This window comes from Rhizobacter sp. P3_C12, assembly GCF_056402735.1.
In genome coordinates, this window is sequence record NZ_JBFUGW010000107.1 from 1 (window position 1) to 20658 (window position 20658).

23 protein-coding genes are annotated in these 20658 nt (G+C 66.9%); 7 read left to right on the forward strand and 16 right to left on the reverse strand.

Annotated features, from left to right (window positions below; translation table 11 throughout):
• The 3 genes from AC1DXV_RS17445 to AC1DXV_RS17455 all read right to left on the reverse strand — a co-directional run.
• A partial coding sequence (locus AC1DXV_RS17445; RefSeq protein WP_477934724.1) for a CoA transferase occupies positions 1-263 on the reverse strand: 263 nt, incomplete at its 3' end.
• A gap of 1 nt (position 264) precedes the next feature.
• A complete protein-coding gene (locus AC1DXV_RS17450) occupies positions 265-1131 on the reverse strand; it encodes an HTD2 family dehydratase (RefSeq protein WP_477869553.1) in 867 nt (288 codons plus the stop codon).
• 19 nt (positions 1132-1150) lie between these two features.
• A complete protein-coding gene (locus AC1DXV_RS17455) occupies positions 1151-2110 on the reverse strand; it encodes a tripartite tricarboxylate transporter substrate binding protein (protein ID WP_477869555.1) in 960 nt (319 codons plus the stop codon).
• Positions 2111-2273: 163 nt separating this feature from the next.
• Between AC1DXV_RS17455 and AC1DXV_RS17460 the strand changes: the two genes are divergently transcribed.
• Positions 2274-3191: a LysR family transcriptional regulator gene (locus AC1DXV_RS17460; RefSeq protein ID WP_477934726.1), complete on the forward strand. Its 918-nt coding sequence runs from the start codon at positions 2274-2276 to the stop codon at positions 3189-3191.
• A gap of 267 nt (positions 3192-3458) precedes the next feature.
• Here AC1DXV_RS17460 and AC1DXV_RS17465 read toward each other — a convergent pair whose 3' ends face one another.
• From AC1DXV_RS17465 to guaB, 4 genes are read right to left on the reverse strand one after another with little or no spacing between them, the layout of a single operon-like run.
• The gene (locus tag AC1DXV_RS17465; protein WP_477934748.1) at positions 3459-4517 is read right to left on the reverse strand and encodes a tyrosine-type recombinase/integrase; all 1059 of its coding nucleotides are present in this window, start codon (positions 4515-4517) and stop codon (positions 3459-3461) included.
• Positions 4518-4527: 10 nt separating this feature from the next.
• A complete protein-coding gene (gene guaA, locus AC1DXV_RS17470) occupies positions 4528-6111 on the reverse strand; it encodes a glutamine-hydrolyzing GMP synthase (RefSeq protein WP_477873078.1) in 1584 nt (527 codons plus the stop codon).
• A 15-nt stretch (positions 6112-6126) separates the two neighbouring features.
• A complete protein-coding gene (locus AC1DXV_RS17475; RefSeq protein WP_477934728.1) occupies positions 6127-7410 on the reverse strand; it encodes an MFS transporter in 1284 nt (427 codons plus the stop codon).
• A 26-nt stretch (positions 7411-7436) separates the two neighbouring features.
• Positions 7437-8906: an IMP dehydrogenase gene (gene guaB / locus AC1DXV_RS17480; RefSeq protein WP_477934730.1), complete on the reverse strand. Its 1470-nt coding sequence runs from the start codon at positions 8904-8906 to the stop codon at positions 7437-7439.
• Positions 8907-9116: 210 nt separating this feature from the next.
• Between guaB and AC1DXV_RS17485 the strand changes: the two genes are divergently transcribed.
• Positions 9117-9641 carry a DUF4124 domain-containing protein gene (locus AC1DXV_RS17485; RefSeq protein ID WP_477874786.1) on the forward strand — a complete coding sequence of 175 codons (525 nt, stop codon included), beginning with the start codon at positions 9117-9119 and terminating at the stop codon, positions 9639-9641.
• A gap of 10 nt (positions 9642-9651) precedes the next feature.
• Here AC1DXV_RS17485 and AC1DXV_RS17490 read toward each other — a convergent pair whose 3' ends face one another.
• Both AC1DXV_RS17490 and AC1DXV_RS17495 read right to left on the reverse strand, forming a co-directional pair.
• Complete coding sequence (locus tag AC1DXV_RS17490; protein WP_477934732.1) at positions 9652-9960, reverse strand: RnfH family protein; 309 nt, start codon at positions 9958-9960, stop codon at positions 9652-9654.
• Positions 9947-10411 (reverse strand): type II toxin-antitoxin system RatA family toxin, encoded by a 465-nt coding sequence (locus AC1DXV_RS17495; protein ID WP_477869315.1) that lies wholly within the window; start codon positions 10409-10411, stop codon positions 9947-9949. Before AC1DXV_RS17495 ends, AC1DXV_RS17490 begins: the two co-directional genes overlap by 14 nt.
• Before the next feature lie 46 nt (positions 10412-10457).
• Between AC1DXV_RS17495 and smpB the strand changes: the two genes are divergently transcribed.
• Positions 10458-10922: an SsrA-binding protein SmpB gene (gene smpB, locus AC1DXV_RS17500; protein WP_477934734.1), complete on the forward strand. Its 465-nt coding sequence runs from the start codon at positions 10458-10460 to the stop codon at positions 10920-10922.
• Positions 10923-10925: 3 nt separating this feature from the next.
• Here the strand turns inward: smpB and AC1DXV_RS17505 are convergent, their stop codons facing one another.
• The 3 genes from AC1DXV_RS17505 to phaR are packed head-to-tail and all read right to left on the reverse strand — an operon-like array spanning position 10926 to position 14133.
• Positions 10926-12107, reverse strand: a complete 1182-nt coding sequence (locus tag AC1DXV_RS17505) for a PLP-dependent transferase (protein ID WP_477934736.1) — start codon at positions 12105-12107, stop codon at positions 10926-10928.
• Between the two features lies 1 nt (position 12108).
• On the reverse strand, positions 12109-13503 hold the full coding sequence (rimO, locus tag AC1DXV_RS17510; RefSeq protein ID WP_477934738.1) for a 30S ribosomal protein S12 methylthiotransferase RimO: 1395 nt from the start codon (positions 13501-13503) through the stop codon (positions 12109-12111).
• Between the two features lie 51 nt (positions 13504-13554).
• The gene (gene phaR / locus AC1DXV_RS17515; RefSeq protein WP_477869323.1) at positions 13555-14133 is read right to left on the reverse strand and encodes a polyhydroxyalkanoate synthesis repressor PhaR; all 579 of its coding nucleotides are present in this window, start codon (positions 14131-14133) and stop codon (positions 13555-13557) included.
• A gap of 230 nt (positions 14134-14363) precedes the next feature.
• Between phaR and AC1DXV_RS17520 the strand changes: the two genes are divergently transcribed.
• On the forward strand, positions 14364-14759 hold the full coding sequence (locus AC1DXV_RS17520) for a hypothetical protein (protein WP_477869325.1): 396 nt from the start codon (positions 14364-14366) through the stop codon (positions 14757-14759).
• A 48-nt stretch (positions 14760-14807) separates the two neighbouring features.
• Here the strand turns inward: AC1DXV_RS17520 and cysC are convergent, their stop codons facing one another.
• A complete protein-coding gene (gene cysC, locus AC1DXV_RS17525; RefSeq protein ID WP_477934740.1) occupies positions 14808-15422 on the reverse strand; it encodes an adenylyl-sulfate kinase in 615 nt (204 codons plus the stop codon).
• Between the two features lie 201 nt (positions 15423-15623).
• Here cysC and AC1DXV_RS17530 point away from each other — a divergent pair, with 201 nt between their 5' ends.
• Complete coding sequence (locus AC1DXV_RS17530) at positions 15624-16421, forward strand: N-acyl homoserine lactonase family protein (protein WP_477871345.1); 798 nt, start codon at positions 15624-15626, stop codon at positions 16419-16421.
• Between the two features lie 368 nt (positions 16422-16789).
• Here the strand turns inward: AC1DXV_RS17530 and AC1DXV_RS17535 are convergent, their stop codons facing one another.
• From AC1DXV_RS17535 to AC1DXV_RS17545, 3 genes are all read right to left on the reverse strand, one after another.
• The gene (locus AC1DXV_RS17535) at positions 16790-17605 is read right to left on the reverse strand and encodes a hypothetical protein (protein WP_477934742.1); all 816 of its coding nucleotides are present in this window, start codon (positions 17603-17605) and stop codon (positions 16790-16792) included.
• A 59-nt stretch (positions 17606-17664) separates the two neighbouring features.
• On the reverse strand, positions 17665-18486 hold the full coding sequence (locus tag AC1DXV_RS17540) for a phosphodiester glycosidase family protein (RefSeq protein ID WP_477934744.1): 822 nt from the start codon (positions 18484-18486) through the stop codon (positions 17665-17667).
• A 373-nt stretch (positions 18487-18859) separates the two neighbouring features.
• Positions 18860-19531: a hypothetical protein gene (locus AC1DXV_RS17545; protein ID WP_477934746.1), complete on the reverse strand. Its 672-nt coding sequence runs from the start codon at positions 19529-19531 to the stop codon at positions 18860-18862.
• A 158-nt stretch (positions 19532-19689) separates the two neighbouring features.
• Here AC1DXV_RS17545 and AC1DXV_RS17550 point away from each other — a divergent pair, with 158 nt between their 5' ends.
• Positions 19690-20076, forward strand: a complete 387-nt coding sequence (locus AC1DXV_RS17550) for a hypothetical protein (protein ID WP_477864374.1) — start codon at positions 19690-19692, stop codon at positions 20074-20076.
• Between the two features lie 155 nt (positions 20077-20231).
• The gene (locus tag AC1DXV_RS17555) at positions 20232-20525 is read left to right on the forward strand and encodes a hypothetical protein (protein ID WP_477864375.1); all 294 of its coding nucleotides are present in this window, start codon (positions 20232-20234) and stop codon (positions 20523-20525) included.
• The last annotated feature ends 133 nt before the right edge of the window (positions 20526-20658 follow it).

Here is a 20658-nt window from a genome sequence, read left to right on the forward strand (position 1 = left end):
CTCTCCAGCACCAGGCGTTCGAGCACCTTTGCCGCTTCGGGATGCTTCACATCGAGCGTGAGACTTTCCTTGGAGCGGTTGGTCCAGACGAAGTGCGAGGCGAGGCCGCGCACGCGGGCGTCGTAGCTGCGCGCAAAATCGCCCGTGCCAGGACGCTCGATCTTGATGACCCGGGCGCCGAGGTCGGCCAGTTGGCGCGTCGCGAACGGCGCCGCAATGGCGTGTTCGAGCGTGACGATCGTCAGTCCCTTGAGTGGTTGCATGTCAGGCACTCCTCAGCGTCGCGACCGCATCCATCGTGAGCCAGCCCTCGTGGTCCTGGGCCCACAGCTTGATGGTCTTGCCGTCGTCTTCGAGCTTCCCGTTGACGCGGAACGGGTTCAGGTCGAAGGTCGGGCGCACGGCCTTGAAGCGGAACATGGCGACGTCGGCATCGGGCGCGTTGCGACGCACCAGGTCCATCAGCAGGGTGGCGATCAGCGGGCCGTGCACGATCAGGCCGGGATAGCCCTCCACCTCGGTGACGTACTTGCGGTCGTAGTGGATGCGATGCCCATTGAACGTCAGCGCGGAATAGCGGAACAGCAGCACATCGTCGGGCACGATCTCGCGCTGCCAGGACACGCCGGTCGCGGCTGCCTGCGGCGGCGGTTCCATGTCCCCGGGGCGCTTGGCCTCGCGATAGACGATGTCGTGGAACTCGACGATTGCCGGCTCGGTCGATCCGTTGCAGCGCAGCTCATGGCGCACCTTCACGAACACGAGCATGCCCGTGCGGCCTTCCTTGACCGTCACGTCGGCGATGGTCGAGGTGCGCTCGACCGCATCACCCACCCGCACCGGCGAGCGGAACTCGAACTGGCTGCCGGCCCACATGCGGCGCGGCAGCGGCACCGGCGGCAGGAAGCCGCCCCGTTTGGCATGGCCATCGGGGCCGATCTCGCTCTGGCGGTGCAGCGGCAAGAAGTACAGCCAGTGCCACAGCGGCGGCAGTGGCGTTCCAGCCTCGATCGGCCGCGCTGGATGGTCGAGCGTTGCGTCGAGCGCCTTGACCGGTGTGGCACCGATGGTGTCACGCACCGTTTCGCTGCGGGTGATCCAGGCCTTCAGGTCGTGCTGCAAAGTGTTCATGTGGTGTGGCCTTTCCTGATCAGTCGGCCGTCAACTTGGCACGCTGCACGACAGCTTTCCACTTGGCCAGCTCGGTCTTGACGAGCTCACCGAACTGCTCCGGGGTGCTGGTCTCGACGTCGGCACCGTGGTCTTCGATGCGCTTCTGGGTTTCCTTGTCGGCCAGGACCTGGTTCAGCGCCTTGTTGAGCTGGTCGACGATGGCCTTGGGCGTCTTGGCGGGCGCGAAGAAGCCGTACCACTGCTGAACCTCGACGCCATCGACACCGGCCTCTTTGAGCGTCGGCACGTCGGGCAGCAGCTTCGAGCGCCTGGGGCCGGCCACGGCCAGCGCACGCAGCTTGCCGGACTTCACATGCGGTAGAGCGGTGAACAGGCTGGGGAACATGAACTGCGTCTGGCCGCCCATCGTGTCGGCCACGGCCGGAGCCGACCCCTTGTAGGGCGCTCCGGTCATCACCACCCCCGCGTTCAGCTTGAACAGCTCCGCCGCGAAGTGCGGAGCCGTGCCGTTGCCGGCCGACGCATAAGTGAAACGGTCGGGCTTGGCCTTGAGCTGGGCCACCAGATCCTTCACGTCCTTCACCGGTACGGTCGCGTTGGCGACCAGCAGCGTGGGCGAGTAGCCGACCAGGCCGACCGGCGCGAAGTCGGCCACCGGGTCATAGCGCAGCTTTTGCAGCGCCGGGTTCATCGCGTGCGTGGCGATGTAGCCGAACATCAGTGTGTGGCCATCGGACGCGGCCCGAGCAACGTACTCGCTCGCGATGGCTCCGTTGGCACCGGCACGGTTGTCGATGAGCACCGTCTGGCCGAGCAGCAGCTGGAGCTTCTGCGCAATGGTGCGTGCCATCGCGTCGTTGCCGCCGCCGGCGGCCGTGGGTACGACGATCGTGATGGTCTTGTCGGGATACGCCATTGCCACCGGGGCGGCGGCGGCCAGCACGGCGGCGACGGCTGGAGCGATCAAGCGCTTCATGGGTTTGTCTCCTTCTGGGGGTGGTCGAGAACACGCAGGGCGGGACGTCGACGCAGGGCAGGACTCGCTTCATGAGGCAATGATCGGCGTCGCCTTTGCAAAAGTGAATTGCATCTTTAAGATCAACTGATGTCCATAAAGCATCAATACGGAGCGTTGCCCCATGGCCATCAACTTCGACTTGAACGACCTGCTCGCCTTCCGGGCGGTGGCTGAGCTGAGCAACTTCCGCAAGGCCGCCGAGTCGGTGCACCTGTCGCAGCCGGCATTCAGCCGCCGCATCGACAAGCTCGAGCGGGCGCTGGGCGTGCTGCTGCTCGAACGGACCACGCGGCGTGTAACGCTGACCGCCGTTGGCCGGGACTTCGAACGCAAGGTGCGGGAACTGCTTGATGATCTCGACGCCACGCTGCTGGGCATCCGCGGCGTCGCGGCCACGCACATGGGCGAGGTGACGGTGGCCTGCGTACCGTCGACGGTGTACTACTACCTTTCGCAGGTGATACGCCGCTACCACGAGCGCAGCCCGAAGGTGCGCGTGAAGGTGCTCGACGCCGCCGCGAACGAGGTGCTGGCGGCGGTGGCACGCGGCGAGGCGGATTTCGGCCTCAACTTCATTGGCTCACAGGAGGGCGAGCTCGAGTTCAAGTCGCTCGTGGAAGAGCGCTTCGTGGCGGCGTGTCGGCGAGACCATCCAGTGGCAAGACTACGCCGCGTCAGTTGGGCCCAGCTCTGCGACTACGACTTCATCTCGGTGGGCCGCTCATCTGGAAACCGGGTTCTGCTGGACCAAGCGCTGGCGGGCGTCACGGGACGCCCACAGGCCATCTACGAGGCGCAGCACGTGACCACGACGCTTGGCTTGGTCGAGGCCGGACTGGGAGTCGCTGCCGTGCCGGCGATGGCGATGCCGGGATCCGACCATCCGCTACTCGTCAGCGTGCCGCTGGTCGATCCTGTGATCACTCGCAAGGTCGGGCTGATATGGCGCCGCGGACGATCGCTGTCACCGGCGGCGCAGCAGTTGTTTGACCTCTTTGGCCAAGTGAAGGCTGGGAGAAAGACTCGTCGGCCCGCATAGTTGATGGGGCGTGAAGTCGGGTTGAGCGTGCGATACGAATGGGTTTGTCGGAAGGATGGCGCTCAGACGAGAGCGGCAGCCCGTTTGCTGTTGCAGTAGCACGGTCAAGATAGTTGGGCTGCAGGCAACTCTCGGCCATGTCCAATCTTGCACGAACGGCTGGTTTCCGGTGTGCTGGACCTTCCGAAGCGGTGTCGCAGACCCGCCTCGCCCCCGGGGGATGGTCCCTCACCCGCCATGTCGGCGGGGCCGTTGGTGAGCGTCGCATCAGATTGGCACTTCCGCCTCATAGCGTCCGGGGTGCAGGTGCTTGCTGGATGCGAAACAGGTCTTGAACGTCGTCAGGATGTCGAGCGCTTGCTGCGACAGCGGAATCGCATGGGGAAGATCGGCCTTCATGCGCTCCTTGCCGATGAGCCAGGTCTCCGTCTCCCAGTCAATCTCGCTCCATTGGGCTCCCGTGAACTCGCTCTTGCGCACCATCGTGAGGAGCACGAACTTGACTGCGAGTCGCAGCGTCGGCGTGGTCGCCGTGCCGTCCAGCGCGTTGAAAAACGTGCGCAGCTCTCCAGGACCGAGACAGCGATCCCGCGGCTTGAAGGTCGCAATATCCCCTGGCCTGATTTTCTCGGCCGGGTTGGAGACATCCGCGCCCTTGCTGATCGCGAAGCGGTAGACGAGAAGGACGATCTCGCGCGCATGTACCGCCACGTCCGGTCCTCGCTCAGCCTTCAACTTGTCGCAAAGGGCAGCCAACCGCTGATGCGAGATCTCATGGAGCATCTGCTTGCCAAACGGCTCAGCGAGGGCTCGGCGATAGGTCGACTTTCTCATCGCCAGCGTGCTGTCCGCAAGCTGAAGGCCGCCGCTCTTCGGGTCGGCCTTGAACTCAAAGTACTTGTCGGCCCATCCGCCGAAAGTGGGCGCGCCAGCAGCCTCGGCCCGCTTCTCGACCTTGGCGCGAGATGGTGACTGACCGCGCTCAACAAGGCGCCTGGCGCGCGAGAGCAACTGCCGCGCCTCCGCCAGCGACAAGTTCATACCGTAGTCGAGGTCGTCGGGATCGCGAGCGCGCTTCGCGCCGATATCGGAGTCGTACCGACCGATCGTGAGCGTCTCGCGCCGACCGCTGATCCGGTAGTCGTATCGGAAGGACAGCGCGCCAGTCGGGGAGACGGCGACGTACATCCCATCGCGGTCGGTCACCTTGTACGTCTTGTCGCGAGGCTTCAACCCTCGGAGCTTGAGATCGGTGAGGTCTTTCCTTCGAGCTGCGCCGCCCGCAGCGGATTCAATGGTGGCTGAACAGTCGAAGACCGCACCGATCTGCCCCGAATCACTCCCACTCGATCGTCGCCGGCGGCTTGCTCGACACGTCGTACGTGACGCGGTTGATCCCGCGCACCTCGTTGATGATCCGCCCCGACACCTTCTTCAGCAGGCTGTACGGCAGCTCGGCCCAGTCGGCGGTCATGAAATCGCTGGTCTGCACCGCGCGCAGCGCCACCACGTAGTCGTAGGTGCGGCCGTCGCCCATCACGCCGACGCTCTTGACCGGCAGGAACACCGTGAAGGCCTGGCTCGTCAGTTCGTACCAGGTCTTGCCGGTCTCGGCGTCGCGCGCATTGCGCAGCTCTTCGATGAAGATCGCATCGGCGCGGCGCAGCAGGTCGGCGAACTCCTTCTTCACCTCGCCGAGGATGCGCACGCCCAGGCCCGGGCCCGGGAACGGATGGCGGTACACCATCTCCGGCGGCAGGCCCAGCGCCACGCCCAGTTCGCGCACCTCGTCCTTGAACAGCTCGCGCAGCGGCTCCAGCAGCTTCAATCCCAGCGTCTCGGGCAGCCCGCCGACGTTGTGGTGGCTCTTGATCGTCACCGCCTTCTTCGTCTTGGCGCCGCCGCTCTCGATCACGTCCGGGTAGATCGTGCCYTGTGCCAGCCACTTGGCGCTCTTCAGCTTCTTCGCTTCGGCCTGGAACACCTCGACGAACTCGCGGCCGATGATCTTGCGCTTGGCCTCGGGGTCGCTCACGCCCTTCAGGTGGCCGAGGAACTGATCGCTCGCATCGACATGGATCACCTTCGCATGCAGCCGCCCGGCGAACATCTCCATCACCATGCGGCCTTCGTCGAGCCGCAGCAGGCCGTGGTCGACGAACACGCAGGTCAGCTGGTCGCCGATCGCGCGATGGATCAGCGCCGCGGCCACGCTCGAATCGACCCCGCCCGACAGGCCGAGGATCACCTCTTCGCTGCCCACCTGCTCGCGGATGCGCGCCACCGCTTCTTCGATGTAGTCGCCCATCACCCAGTCGGGCTTCGCCTTGGCGATGTCGAGCACGAAGCGGTTCAGCAACTCGCGGCCCTTCACCGTGTGCGTGACCTCGGGGTGGAACTGCACGCCGTAGTAGCCGCGCGATTCATCGGCCATGCCGGCGATCGGGCAGCTCGGCGTCGACGCCATCAGCTTGAAGCCCGGCGGCAGCGCGGTGATCTTGTCGCCGTGGCTCATCCACACCTTCAGCATGCCGTGGCCTTCGGGCGTCTTGAAATCCTCGATGCCGTTCAGCAGTTGCGTGTGGCCGTGCGCCCGCACCTCGGCATAGCCGAATTCGCGGTGCGTGCTGGCCTCGACCTGCCCGCCCTGCTGCACCGCCATCGTGAACATGCCGTAGCAGATGCCCAGCACCGGCACGCCCAGGTCCCACACGGCCTGCGGCGCGCGCAGCTCGTGCTCTTCATAGGTGCTGGCGTGGCTGCCCGACAGGATGATGCCCTTCGGCGCGAACTCGCGGATGAACGCGTCGCTGACGTCGTTCGGATGGATCTCGCAGAACACATGCGCCTCGCGCACGCGGCGGGCGATCAGCTGCGTGACCTGGGAGCCGAAATCGAGGATGAGGATCTTGTCGTGCATGGTGGGGCAGTGTCATCAGCCGGCGCTCGTGGCGGCCGGCGTGGTCGAAGGAGTCTGGCGGGCAACACGGGAAAAATGACGCATCGCGACGGCGGTGGCCACCGCCAGCAACGCGCTGCAGAAGAAGAACGGCGCGCCGACGCGCCAGTCGTTGTGCGGCAGGTGCGAGACGACGCCCAGCAGCGGGGCGCCGATCACCGGGGCGATCACCGCGGTCATGCTGGTCAGCGCGGCCATCGCGCCCATGGTCTGGCCCTGCGTGCGCTGATCAGCGGCGTTCGAGACGATGCTCTGGATGGCCGCGGCCACCGTGAAGCCGAACACGTTGAAGCCGATCACCGCATACATCATCCAGCCCTCGGTCGCGAGCGCCCAGCCCAGGTTGGCAAGCGTGCTCGACACCAGGCCGATGGTGGCCAGCCGCGTCGCGCCGAAGTGCTTCAGCAGCCGCTGCAGCAGCATGCCCTGCACGATCGCCGACGCGACGCCGACGGTGAACAGCGACCAGCCGTTCTCGCGCGGGCCCCACTCGAAGCGCAGCCCGGTGTACAGCACCCAGGAGGTGTGCAACACGAACTGCGCCAGCGTGCACAGGGCCGACACCGCGATCAGGCCGCCCACGCCCTTCAGGCTGCCCAGGTGCATCAGCGCGGCGACCGGGTTCAGCGAGCGCATCGAGGCCTTGTTGCGGCGCTCCGGCGGCAGCGATTCGGGCAGCACGAAGTACCCGTAGACCAGGTTCACCAGGGCCAGCGTGCCGGCGGCGAAGAACGGCCAGTGGATGTCGATCGAGCCGAGCAGCCCGCCCATCACCGGCCCGAGGATGAAGCCGATGCCGAACATCGCGCCGAGCTGGCCGAAGCGCTTCGCGCGGTCTTCGGGTGGCGTGATGTCGGCCACGTAGGCGTTCGCCACCGCCGCGTTCGCCTGCAGCGCGCCGCTCACCAGCCGCACCGCCACCAGCACCCACAGCTGCGTCGCGAGCGCCGTCGCGAAGAAGCTGAACGCGAAGCCGCAGAAGCCGAGCAGCAGCACCGGCCGGCGGCCGTAGCGGTCGGACAGCGCCCCGAGCACCGGCGAGCTGAAGAAGTTCGCGATGCCGAAGGTGAACGCGACCGCGCCGTACCAGAAGGCCTGCTCGGCCGGGTTGGCCGTGAAGCCGCCGACCAGCACCGGCAGCACCGGCACGATCAGGCCGATCGCCATCATGTCGATCAGCACCGTCAGCAGGATGAAGCGCATCGCCGCCGGGCGGCCGGCGGGCGGCTGCGCGGGCGCGGTCGTGGGACTCGTCGTCAAGGTCGCTGGCGCCCGGCGTGCGGGCGTCACTCCATGCGGTAGTTGGGGGCTTCCTTCGTGATCTGCACGTCGTGCACGTGGCTCTCGCGGATGCCGGCCGACGTGATCTCGACGAACTCGGCGCGGTCGCGCATGTCGTCGATCGTCGGGCAGCCGCAATAGCCCATCGAGGCGCGCAGCCCACCGGCCATCTGGAACACGATGCTGACCATCGAGCCCTTGTACGGCACGCGGCCCTCGATGCCTTCCGGAACCAGCTTGTCGGCGTTCGGGTTGGCGCCGGTGTTGTCCTGGAAATAGCGGTCGGCCGAGCCCTGCTGCATGGCACCGATCGAGCCCATGCCGCGGTAGCTCTTGTAGCTGCGGCCCTGGAACAGCACGATCTCGCCCGGCGCCTCTTCGGTGCCGGCGAACATGCCGCCCATCATCACGGTGCAGGCACCGGCCGCGATGGCCTTGGCGATGTCGCCCGAGTAGCGGATGCCGCCGTCGGCGATCAGCGGCACGCCGGTGCCCTTCAGCGCGGTGGCGACGTTGTCGATCGCCATGATCTGCGGCACGCCGACGCCGGCGACGATGCGGGTGGTGCAGATCGAGCCGGGGCCGATGCCGACCTTCACGCCGTCGGCACCCGCCTCCACCAGCGCCAGCGCGGCCGCTCCGGTGGCGATGTTGCCGCCGATCACGTCGATCTGCGGGTAGTTCTTCTTGACCCAGCGCACCCGGTCGAGCACGCCGGCGCTGTGGCCGTGCGCGGTGTCGACGACGACCGCATCGACGCCGGCGCGCACCAGCAGCTCGAGGCGCTCTTCGGTGTCTTCGCCGACACCCACCGCCGCGCCGACGCGCAGCTTGCCGTGCGAGTCGCGCGCGGCGTTCGGGAAGTTGGTCTGCTTGGTGATGTCCTTGACGGTGAACAGGCCGCGCAGCTCGAAGGCGTCGTTGACGACGACCACGCGCTCGAGCTTGTGCTTGTGCATCAGCGCCTTGGCATCGGCCAGCGAGGCACCGTCGCGCACCGTGATCAGGCGCTCGCGCGGGGTCATGATCTCGCGCACCGGGATGTCCATGCGGGTCTCGAAGCGCAGGTCGCGGCCGGTCACGATGCCGACCACCTTGCCGTCCTCGAGCACCGGGAAGCCCGAGATGCCGTGCTGGCGCGACAGGTTGATCACGTCGCGCACCGGCACGCCGGGCGAGATGGTGATCGGATCGCGCAGCACGCCCGACTCATAGCGCTTCACGCGCGCCACCTCGGCAGCCTGCTGCTTCGGCGAGAGGTTCTTGTGGACGATCCCGATGCCGCCTTCCTGCGCGATCGCGATCGCGAGGCGTGCTTCCGTCACGGTGTCCATCGCCGCGGACACGAGCGGAAGGTTCAGTCGGATGTTGCGGGAGAGCTGGGTCGCGAGCGAGGTGTCGCGGGGCAGGACCTGGGAGAAAGGTGGCACCAACAACACATCGTCGAAGGTGAGCGCTTTGCCAAGAAGGCGCATGAGAAAAACTCCTGACGCAAAAGCGAATTATACGGATGTCAGACGCACCCTTCACGGCGTGGGCCCGGCCCCCTTCGACGGGCCGCGCCGATGCGTGCCGCGCCAAAGCGGTAATAGTTCACGGCCATCCTCGGCCAGGCGGGCATCGCCATACAAAAGGTGACAGAGCCTCGCGCCTGCACACATGTCACGCCGACTACACTTTCGGCCATGCAATTCATACCTTCCCGCACGTCGTCCAGGCTGGGTGCCTGCGCCCTCCTCGCCGTGTTGTCGATCGGCCTGCACAGCACGGCATTCGCCCAGTGGAAATGGCGCGACGGCAAGGGCCATGTGCAGTACAGCGACATCCCGCCGCCCGGCTCCATCGCCGAGCAGGACATCCTGCAGCGCCCGGCCGGTTCCGCGCGCCGCGCGCCGATGCAGGGCACGCCGGCCGAAGCCTCGCCGGCAGCCAGCGCGGCCAGCGGCCCGAAGCTGGTCGACCCCGAGCTCGAGGCCAAGCGCCGCAAGACCGATCAGGACGACGCCGCCAAGCGCAAGGCCGAGGAAGAGAAGCTCGCCGCCGCACGCGCCGAGAACTGCACGCGCGCCAAGGGGCAGCTGAAGACGCTCGAAGACGGCATCCGCATGGCACGCACGAATGCCAACGGCGAACGCGAGATCCTCGACGACAAGGGCCGCGCCGACGAGACCAAGCGCACGCGCGACATCATCGCGTCCGACTGCAAGTAAGCCCCGCGGCTCAGCGCGAGCGCGGCTCCTGTCGCGAGCGCTGGCGCCTTGCTTCCTTCGGATCGACGCGCAGCGCGCGCCAGACCTCCACCCGGTCGCGGTCCTGCAGCACGTCGGTCAGCTCGCGCAGGTGCCCCCAGACGCCGATCCTGCAGTGCGTCAGGTCCATTCCCGAGCCCGCCTCCAGCACACCGCCCTGCCGCAGCGCATCGTGCACGGTGCTGCCGGCGGGCAGCCGCAGTGGCACCACCCTCACCTCGCCCGCCTGYGGGCTCCAGGCGACCTCGATCGCCAGCTCGGCGTGGTCAACGGGGCCCATGCACCTGTTCCGCCCGCTTGACGAACGAATCGACCAGCGTGTTGGCGATGCGGTCGAACACCGGGCTGATCACCAGCTCCAGCGCGCCGTTGGCGAATTCATAGCGCAGCTCGAACTCGATCTTGCAGGCGACCTGCCCGCCCGGGCCCGCCGAACCCGGCGAGGCCAGCGGCAGGAAGCGCCAGGTGCCATCGAGCGTCGAGAACGGGCCGTCGACCAGCATCATGTGGACGCTTTCGTCGGGCACGTTCTCGTTGCGCGTGGTGAAGGCCTGGCCGACGCCGGCGAACGACAGCTGCAGCCGGGCGGTGACGCCGGAGCCGTCTTCGCCCAGCACTTCGGCGCGTTCGCACCACGGCAGGAACTGCGGATAGCTCGGGATGTCGGTCACGAGCGAGTACATCTCGTGCGGCGAATACCAAAGGAGGACGGACTTCTTGACATGCTTCATACAATCGCCGGATTGTATTGAGCGCCACGCGCCTCATCTGGACCCCATGTCGATTGCCGAAAACCGCCGAGCCCATTACGACTACCACCTCGAGGAACGCTACGAGGCCGGCATGGTGCTGCACGGCTGGGAGATCAAGGCGATCCGCGCCGGCCAGGTGCAGCTGACCGACGGCTACGTGCTGATCCGCGACGGCGAGCTCTACCTGATCGGCTGCCGCATCAATGCGCTGCGCRGCGCGTCGACCCACGTCAACCCCGAGGCCGACCGCACCAAGAAGCTGCTGATGCGCAAGGAAGAGATCAAGCGCCTGGTCGGCAAGGTCGAGCAGCGCGGCTTCACGCTGGTGCCGCTGAACCTGCACTACAAGGGCGGCCTCGTGAAGGCCGAGATCGCGCTGGCCAAGGGCAAGGCCGAGCACGACAAGCGCAACACCGAGAAGCAGAAGGACTGGGACCGCGAGAAGGGCCGCCTGATGCGGCACAAGGTCTCGGCGCCCACCAAGGACTGACGCTCAGTCCTTTTTCAGGACGCGCAGCGCCTGCTCGGCATCGGCGATCAGGTCGTCGACCGCCTCCAGCCCCACCGAGAAGCGCAGCAGCGCGCCGTTCCAGGCCGGTTGCCGGCGGATCGCCTTCAGCTCGTACGGCACCACCAGGCTGACCGGCCCGGCCCACGAGTAGCCGATCTTGTGCAGCCGCAGCGCATCGACGACGGCCTCGACCTGCGCGATCGAGAACCGCTCGTCCAACACCACCGAGAACAGCCCGGCGGCGCGCGTGCACAGCGCCCGCCAGGCTGCGTGCCCCGGCGACGACGGCAGCGCCGGGTGCAGCACCTGCGCCACCTCCGGCCGTGCCGCCCACCACCGCGCCAGCGTGCGGCTCGCCTGGTCCTGCGCGTCGTAGCGCAGCGCGAGCGACGGCAGCGCGCGCAGCACGAACTCCACGTCGTTCGCGCCGACCCCCCAGCCCATGCGCATGTGCGTGAACTTCAGCTTCAGGTGCAGCGGCTCGTCGCGCGTGGTCACCGAGCCCATCAGCACGTCGGCGCCGCCGGACGGGTATTTCGTCAGCGCCTGGATCGAGATGTCGACGCCGAGCGCGAACGGGTCGAACGCGAGCCCCGCGCCCCAGGTGTTGTCGAGCGCACAGGTGACACCGGCATCGCGGGCGATCCCGATCAAGGCCGGCAGGTCCGGGAATTCCATCGTCACCGAGCCCGCCGCCTCCAGCCAGACCAGCTTCGTCGCCGGGCCGATCGCGGCCTGCAGCGAGGCCGGGTCCATCGCATCGTAGAAGCGGTGGGCGATGCCCCAGCGCGCCAGTTCGTTGCGCGCCAGTTCCTTGCTCGGGCCGTAGGCGTTGTCGGGGATCAGCAGCTCGTCGCCGGCCTTCAGCAGCGCCATGTCGACCAGCGTGATCGCGGCCAGCCCGCTCGGCACCAGCAGCGTGTGCAGGCCGCCTTCGAGCGTGGCAATGCGCTCTTCGAGCGTGAAGCTGGTCGGCGTGCCGTGCAGGCCGTAGGTGTAGCCGGTCTTCTCGCGCCAGGTGCGCGCATGCAGCGCGGCGGTGGTCGGGAAGATCACCGTCGACGCCTTGTACACGCCCGGCGCCACCGCGCCGAAACCGGCCGGCGGCACGTAGGGGTGGTGGATCAGCGCGGTGCGTTGGTCCGGCTTGTCGTCGGCCGCCATCTCAGATCGGTTGGGCGACGAGGTCATGCCCCTGGGTGCCGACGATGCGCGCCTTCGTGAACTCGCCGACCTTCAGCGTCTTCGACGCCTTCTCCGGCGGCAGCAGCTTCACGTGGCCGTCGATCTCGGGCGCATCGGCATAGCTGCGGCCGATGCCGCCCTTGCGGCCGAGCGCCGGGGCCGAATCGACCAGCACCTGCATGGTCGCGCCGACGCGCTCGCGCAGCTTGGCGGCCGACACCTCCTCGGCCACCGCCATGAAGCGCGCGCGGCGCTCCTCGCGCAGCTCGGCCGGCACCGCATCGGGCAGCGCGTTGGCGGTCGCGCCCTCGACCGGCGAGTACGCGAAGCAGCCGGCGCGGTCGATGCGCGCCTCGCGCATGAAGTCGAGCAGGTGCTCGAACTCGGCCTCGGTCTCGCCCGGGAAGCCGGCGATGAAGGTGCTGCGCACCACCAGCTGCGGGCAGATCTCGCGCCAGCGCTGCAGGCGGTCGAGGTTCTTCTCGCCGTTGGCCGGGCGCTTCATGCGCTTCAGCACGTCGGGGTGCGAATGCTGGAACGGCACGTCGAGGTAGGGCAGCACGCGGCCCTGGGCCATCAGCGGCAGCACCTCGTCAACGTGCGGATACGGGTAGACGTAGTGCAGCCGCACCCAGGCGCCGTGCCGCTCGGCCAGTTCGCCGAGCTTCTCGCACAGGTCGAGCATGCGGGTGCGCACCGGCTTGCCGTCCCAGAAGCCGGTGCGGTACTTCACGTCGACGCCGTAGGCGCTGGTGTCCTGGCTGATCACCAGCAGTTCCTTGACGCCGGACTCGAACAGCCGCTGCGCCTCGCCGAGCACGTCGCCGACCGGGCGCGAGACCAGGTCGCCGCGCATGCTGGGGATGATGCAGAAGCTGCAGCGGTGGTTGCAGCCTTCGCTGATCTTCAGGTAGGCGTAGTGGCGCGGCGTCAGCTTGATGCCCTGCGCCGGCACCAGGTCGATGAACGGATCGTGCGGCTTGGGCACGTGCAGGTGCACCGCGTCCATCACCTCGTGCGTGGCGTGCGGGCCGGTCACGGCCAGCACGCTCGGGTGCATCTGGCGCACCAGGTTGCCGCCGCCCTCGCCGGCCTTGGCGCCCAGGCAGCCGGTCACGATGACCTTGCCGTTCTCGGCCAGCGCCTCGCCGATGGTGTCCAGGCTTTCCCTGACGGCGTCATCGATGAAGCCGCAGGTGTTGACGATCACCAGGTCGGCCCCGGCGAAGGTCTTGGAGGTGTCGTAGCCCTCGGCGCGCAGTTGGGTGAGGATCAGCTCGGAGTCGGTCAGCGCCTTCGGGCAGCCGAGCGAGACGAAACCGATCTTCGGCGAGGAGGCGGTGGCGGCAGCGGGCGCCAGCAGGTCTTGAGTCATCCGCGGATTTTCGCCGATCGGCGAAGCCCCGCGGGTGCGGACGGGCTCGAATCAGCGCTTCGGGGGCACGAAACCGGGCATTCCGGGGAAAAGGGCCTCCGCCTGCTTGGCCATCTGCTCGAACATGTGGCGCGATTGCTCGAGGTAATTGCCCATCACCCCCTGCACGCCCGGCGCCTGGCCGTTCAGGAACTGCGTCCACAACTCGGGGTTCAGGCCCTTCGACTGCTCGGCGAAGCGGGCCTGCATGTCGGTGAAGGCCTGCAGGTTCTTCTCGAGGTAGCTGCCCATCATTCCCTGCTGCGAATGGCCGTAGAAGCGGATGATCTGCGCGAGCGTCTGCGACGAGAACATCGGCACGCCGCCGGTTTCCTCCTCGAGGATGATCTGCAGCAGGATGCTGCGCGTCAGGTCTTCGGAGGTCTTGGCGTCGCGCACGACGAAATCCTGCCCCGCCAGCACCATCGCCTTCACGTCGGCCAGCGTGATGTAGCTGCTGTTCTGCGTGTCGTAGAGGCGGCGGTTCGGGTACTTCTTCAGCACGCGGGTCGCGCTGCCGGCGGTGCCTTCCTTGGCAGATTCAGGAGCGGCTCCCTCCGTCTTGGCGGAAGGGCGGCGAGTCGAGGCCATTCAGCAAACTCCTTGTGGGACCCGGTGGGGTCGCGTGATCGGATCGATGTGCGGTTGCACAAATGATTCTAGGAGCGCGCTGCCCCGGGCCGCGAAGGGTTTTCCCGCTCGAACTTCTCCCGCCCGCAGGCAGCCCCAAGTCCTACAGACCCTGCGCGGCACGCGGCCTAGTCTGCACCCATGGGTCGCGCGCACCGCGCAGCCCGTCGATCACCGTGAAAGGACCAACGATGTCGAACAGCAGCATCCTCGGCGGCGAACGCGCCGCCCGCCGCGCCGCCGGCCGCGACGTGGACGCACTCGGCCCGAGCGACAGCTCGGACAGCGGCAGCGACGTGCAGGGCGAACGCGCGATGCCCACCGACGCCGACAACCCCGGCGAACTCGGCGCGCTGCCGGTGCACCGCGACAGCGACAGCGATGCGCGCGGCACCGGCGAGCGTGGATCGGCCACCGGCAACGACCGCGACGATGCGGCCGACATCCTGCCGGACCACCTGGTCAGCGACCCGACCTGGGCCACGAATGCCGCCGGCCGGCCCTACGCATCCGACGACGTGGAATCCATCGCCGACGAGGCGGTCGATGACGAGGTGGACGAAGACGGCCCGCCTGCACGCCACTGACCACGCCGCTCAGCGCCCCACACCACGGCGCGCAGGAAGCGCGTCACCTCAGGCCGGCAGGTGCCCGCGCGCCTGCAGCAGCGCCAGCACCCGGGCCGCGGCGTCGGCCGGCGACAGCTCGCCGGTGTCCAGCCGCAGTTCGGGCCGAGCGGGCACTTCGTAGGCCGAGCCGATGCCGGTGAAGTTGGCCAGCCCGCCGGCCTTCGCGCGCGCGTACAGGCCCTTGGGGTCGCGCGCCGCGCAGGTGGCCAGCGAGGTGCTCAGGTGCACCTCGACGAAGCGTCCGCTGCCGATGCGCTCGCGCGCCGCGGCGCGGTGTGCGGCGCGGGGCGAGATCACCGCGGCGAGCACCATCAGGCCGGCCTCGTTGGCGAGGCGGGCGACCTCGGCGATGCGGCGGATGTTCTCGTCGCGGTCGGTGTCGGTGAAGCCGAGGTCGCGGTTCAGGCCCTCGCGCACGACATCGCCATCGAGCATCAGCACGGGCCGCCCGGCCTGCAGCAACGTGCGTTCGAGCACCGCGGCGAGCGTCGACTTGCCGGCGCCGCTCAGGCCGGTCATCCACACCGTGGCGGGGTTGCTGCCGAACACGCGTTCACGCAAAGGCGCGAGCGACGGCAACGGTGTGTCGGACAGAGAGGCATCAACGAAAGTCGGCGGCATCGTCATTCCTTTCACGCGTGGGTGCACAGCGCTTGGCCCATAGTGTGTGCGATGACGGATGGAAGCCCGCAACGCTGCAGCAGCGAGGAATGAGGGTCCGGATGCGGGAAACAGGAATCGGGAATCGGCGTTCTAAGATGCCGGCAGAGGCATCCGATGGCTGAACTCGCAACTCCCTTCCGTCATGAACAAGGAGAAAAAATGACATCCCGCTTCTGGTTGGCGCTCGGCGTGGGCGCGCTTCTTTCCCTTTCAGCAGCAGCCCAGGAGGTCACGCTGACGCGGCTCGATTGCGGCACCGGGACCAACGACCCGCGGCGCTTCAGCGATGCCTTCGCCTACACCGAGACGACCAAGCCCTTCAGCTTCAGCTGCTACGTCATCCGCCACGGCGCGGACGTGATGGTCTGGGACACGGGCTACCTGCCGGGCTCCGTTCCGAGTGCGACCAACAAGCCGCTGGCCGATCTGCTGAAGCAGATCAACGTCAACCCCGAGGATGTGAAGTTCGTCGGCATCAGCCATTTCCACGCCGATCACACCGGCCAGCTGGCCCCGCTGAAGAATGCGACGCTGCTGATCGGCAAGGGCGACTGGGACGGCATCAACGCCACCCCGCCGATCGCCAGTGCGAACGTGAAGGGCTTCGCCGAGTGGATCGCCGAGAAGCGCAAGGTCGAGCCGCTGAGCGCCGACAAGGACGTGTTCGACGACGGCACCGTGATGATGCTGCGCGCGCCGGGCCACACGCCGGGGCACAGCATCCTGCTCGTGCGCCTGAAGGAGATGGGGCCGGTGATCCTGAGCGGCGACGCCGTGCATTTCCACGAGAACTACGAGCACGACGGCGTGCCGGGCTTCAACTACGACCGCGCGCAGACCCTCGCGTCGATCCAGCGGGTCAAGCAGATCGCGAAGAACCTGAAGGCGACGGTCATCATCCAGCACGATCCGCGCGACATCGGCAAGTTGCCGGCGTTCCCGGCTGCGGCGAAGTGACTCGCCTCATCGGAAGAGGCCGCCGCCGTGCGGCACGTTGCGCCCGATAGGTACCTGCAGGCTCGCTCGTGCAGCGCGCGCGCGACCAAGCCGAAGCGGCTTGGCGCGGCCTGCCGGCCCGAATCGTCAGGACGCCGCTGGCGTCGAAGTCGGAGTCACCGCCTTCGGGGGCTGGGTACCGTCGGACTTGCGGCGCTTCCTGCCGCTTGCCGTCTTTCTGACTTGTTTGGCAGAAATGGTTCTCTTGCCTACGCGCTTCTTCTTGGACAGTGCCATCTCGATCCTTTTGAGTAAAAGGGATGAGGATACACGCGGCAAGCAACCGGAACGGGATGGACCTTGCGTCCAGGGCTGACATGCCAGGCAACTCAGCGACCGCGAGCCACCGCGTAATACTCGAGCTGCCGGTCCTCACGCCACGGAGCATTGTGGTCGCCGGTGGCGATGAGCAGCTTGGCCTTGCCGCGCAGCTCGAGGTCGGGTTGTTCGTTCGGTTCAAAGCCGGCGTCGATGAAGTAACGGCTCGGCGCAGAGCCGCCCCGGTAGAACGTGACGCGGAACGTCTTGCCGTCGCGCGTGCCTTCGACCAGCCCGCGGCTGCCATCGGACATGCTGTAGCTCCCCGTCAAGGTCCGTGCTACGTCCTTCAGCTCCATCGAGCCGTGGATGCCGCCCAGGTCGATGTTCCATGCGCCCGAGAAATTCCTGCGGGTCGGGGATTCCTGCCCGGTGGATGGCGCGACGTCGATCTTCAGGCTGCCGACAAAGGGTGTGCGAGACCTTGTGGTCAGCGTCGCCCTGATGTCCGCTCGGCCCGCGGCATCGGCGATGAACTCGAGCGGGCGCTGCGTCAGCTTGGTAGAGGCGTCGATCTTCTTGGTCGTTGCGGTGAGCTGCTGCACGGTGTCCGAGCCGGGCCTGAGCAATCCAGCCGGGTAGCTGATCGTCAACACCCCTTCAGACAACGGCACCGGCGAGCGCGGTTGCACAAAGATGTCGATGGTGACGACATCGCCCTGCTTCGGGTTCAGCGTCTGCGAGACGAGCAGCACCTCGCCCTTCTCCTCCCACACGATCGCATTGAACACCTCCTTCAGCGGTGTGAACACGTAGGCCAGCACGCTGCCGATCGACGTCGCGACAATGACCAGCAACGGTGTCAGAACTGCCTTGACGTCGACCATTCGAGCGCTGCCGCCCGGTTCCGGTTGCCGCCGCCCACGGCCGCGATTGCGCTGGCTGCTCATCGCTCGACGTACAAGGCGTTCGGCACGAAGTTCGCCGTGCCGGCGCCACAGTGCCTGCCCAGCGCCGGTACGTACAGGTGCGCGCCTGGGCCGCCGTCCATCGCCAGCGCGTTCAGGATCGGTTGCCCGTCGCTCGATCGGTAGCCAAGCAGCAGGCGCGAGAACTCGGCCAAACTGCCTGCAGCTCCGGACGGTTCGTGAAGCACGAAGAAGTAGATGTGGCCGCGCGCGTCCAGCGCGATGGCGCTGCGATCGAAGCGATCGTCGCCCGCACTGCGAATGCCGTCTCGTCCGTCTTCGACAAGCAAGGGCTTGGACTGCAGGACGTCGGAATGGTCCGACGCTGCACCGGCGCTCGCGATCGGGAGGATCGACACGCCGTGCGCCGACGCCGCCACGATGCCGCCACTGGTCCAGTTGAATCGGGCCGAGACTGTTTTCCCGTCGGCCTTGACGAGGCCGAGCGGGATCAGCCGGCCGCTTGGATCGATGTCGAAGAAGCCTCCGCTCATCACGCCCAACGCTTGCGAGCCGAACACGGCCGGAAACAGCTCGGCTGGCGCCTGGTTCGTGCGCAGGTCCTTGACGCGCAAGCGGGCTTGGCCGGCTTCCAGCACGCACAGCTCGACGCCGAAAGTCACGGACGCGGGAACGGCATCGCGGTACGACACGAACCGGGCGGCAGCCTGCCCTAGCCGCGGCAGATCGGTCGATTCGCGATGTTGCTCCAGCAGGCCCAGCAGGCGATCTCGCGGTGGGTCGGCAGCGACCGCGCACATGGCATGCGTCAGCAGGATCCATCCCAGCAGCCTCCGCATGTCGCACGCCCTCCGTCCGAAGAGTCTGACACGACCGCACGGCTGCCGCAAACATCCCGTGCAGTACGGTCCCGCCGGGATGCCGGCAGGCGCGGCATCAACTTGCAATCGTCCCGCTGCAGACCGCCAAAGTCACCCACCCCGGGCTGGACAACGCGCCTGAGCCAAAGTCAGCTTCACGGCGACGCTGGCGGTTGAGTGTGTCGCCGATGGGTCGCCCACCGATGACGAGGCGCGTCAGCCGACCGGCAACAATCGGCCAGAACCGGTCTCTCGTCAGAGGCAGCTTTCGGGCAAGGTGCCGCGGGCTGCTGCACGGAGTTCGCCTCCGGGACCCCAAGTCCGAAGGCTTTCGCGCCCATTGCCCCCTTCACTAGGCGCTCTTGGTACGGTAGACGATGGGTACGACCTCACCGCAGTAGAAGTGTGAGTCTGACCGCTGCGTCACCTTGGCGCTTGCAGGGTAGGTCACCTGCAGGCCGCCCTCGACCAACCATTCCAGGTCGACCTCTTGATAGTCGCACTCCGCGACAAAGACGCTGCCGCCGCCTCGCGAAGAGCCGACGGCTCGCTCCAAATAGACTTGCATGAAATCCGCGCCAGGTAAGCGGAACGCGACAGCCTTGCCGCGCCCGTCCGGGGCGTCAGCTACGTGACTAGGGGGACGCTCGACCTGTTTTAGACGACGCAGGCGCTTGGGCTTGGGCTGCGGTGAGAGCAACTGCACCTTGAGCGCCTCGAGGACGCTTTGGCGTTTGCTCAACGACGAGCCCGACCAGCGCGCCAGTTCGTCGCCATTGGCGATGACCTCGATCGCCTTGCGCTTGACGACCTCGTCCAAGCAACCATATTCCCACTCAGTCGCGGCAAGCGCCAGCCAGAAGATTGGGCCATCGTCGGTATCGGCAATTGCGTTGGCCCAGTCCCTCTTGAGAACTTCGACCGCCCTGTCGGGAGGCACGCCTCGTCGCAAGAGGTCAAGGAAGTCACGTTTGACGTCGCTTGCGACGTCGTCATTGAAGAGCGCGCTCCCTGAAGTTCCCATGACTCTTCTGTTCCTCGCAGTTCGTATGCACAGGATAGCGGTCTCTTGTCGCGGCGACCAAGGCCCGAGGTGCCGCTGGCGGCCCACAGCTGCCTGGTCTGCGACCGCCGCAATCGGCCAGGAGCCGCCAATCATGAATGGCGGCTTTGCGGGCGCCTATGATCAAGCGCATGCCAAGAAAAGTCGAGATCCTCGCCATACTTGCCGCACCGCTCTTGCTGGGGGCCTGTTCGCTGCAGACCGAAGTGGCGCGCGTCCCGGTCTCGAACAGCGCACTCGTGCTCGTTCTGAAAGAAGACGAAAAACGAATGACGCGCTACGTTCTCGAGCTTCGCGGAGATCCTGTCTCGTCTGAAGGATTTCTCGGACCAGGCGGGGGCGTGATCGGTCGAAATCTCAACGTTTCAACCGAAGGGGTCGCGGTTCGGATCGCTTGGGGCGAGCAGGCTGCGCGACAGTTTGTCGTGATCGACACGACTGCTTGCCGAGTAGCTAAACACTCAAATGCTGGGGCGGCGCCACCTTCGATGCGACGATGCCAATAGACGCACCCTAGTCGGGCGGCATCCATCAAACGTTGGGGGCGCCGCCACTGTCGGAACTGGCTTGGGCGATGCCTATCGGTTCCGATGGACGAACGCCCGATCCCGGCCAGAAGCAGCCGATGGCAAGCGACTGCTATGAGTCAGACTGAGTTTGCATGAACTACCTTGAACCATGGTTCGCTGTGAATGACCCGGGTCTCGCCGACGAGCTTCGGCGCGAGCTGTCGTCAGGCCATGCACTCTCCGGCCTCTCCGTCACCGTCCTCGCGCGGCGGCAGGATCGCGATGACGTGCTGTTTGAAATCGGAGACGGCTCGGGGCGACTTGCTCAAGTGCATCTCTCCTACCAGACGGAATCCGATTCGCGATGGCCGTTGACGACCGTGTTTTCGACTGAGGCAGAGTGGGAGTCCTCAATGGCCGCCGACCATGACGACTTCCTAAGGTGACGCACCGCGAGTGTCTTGGTTCGGCCACAAACTGCCGATCGCCAACGACCGCTGTAGGGTAGGCTGGAGGCATGCCGAGTCCACTGCCCAAAATACTGACTTTCGCTGTTGCGGCTGCCGCTGGTACGTGCAC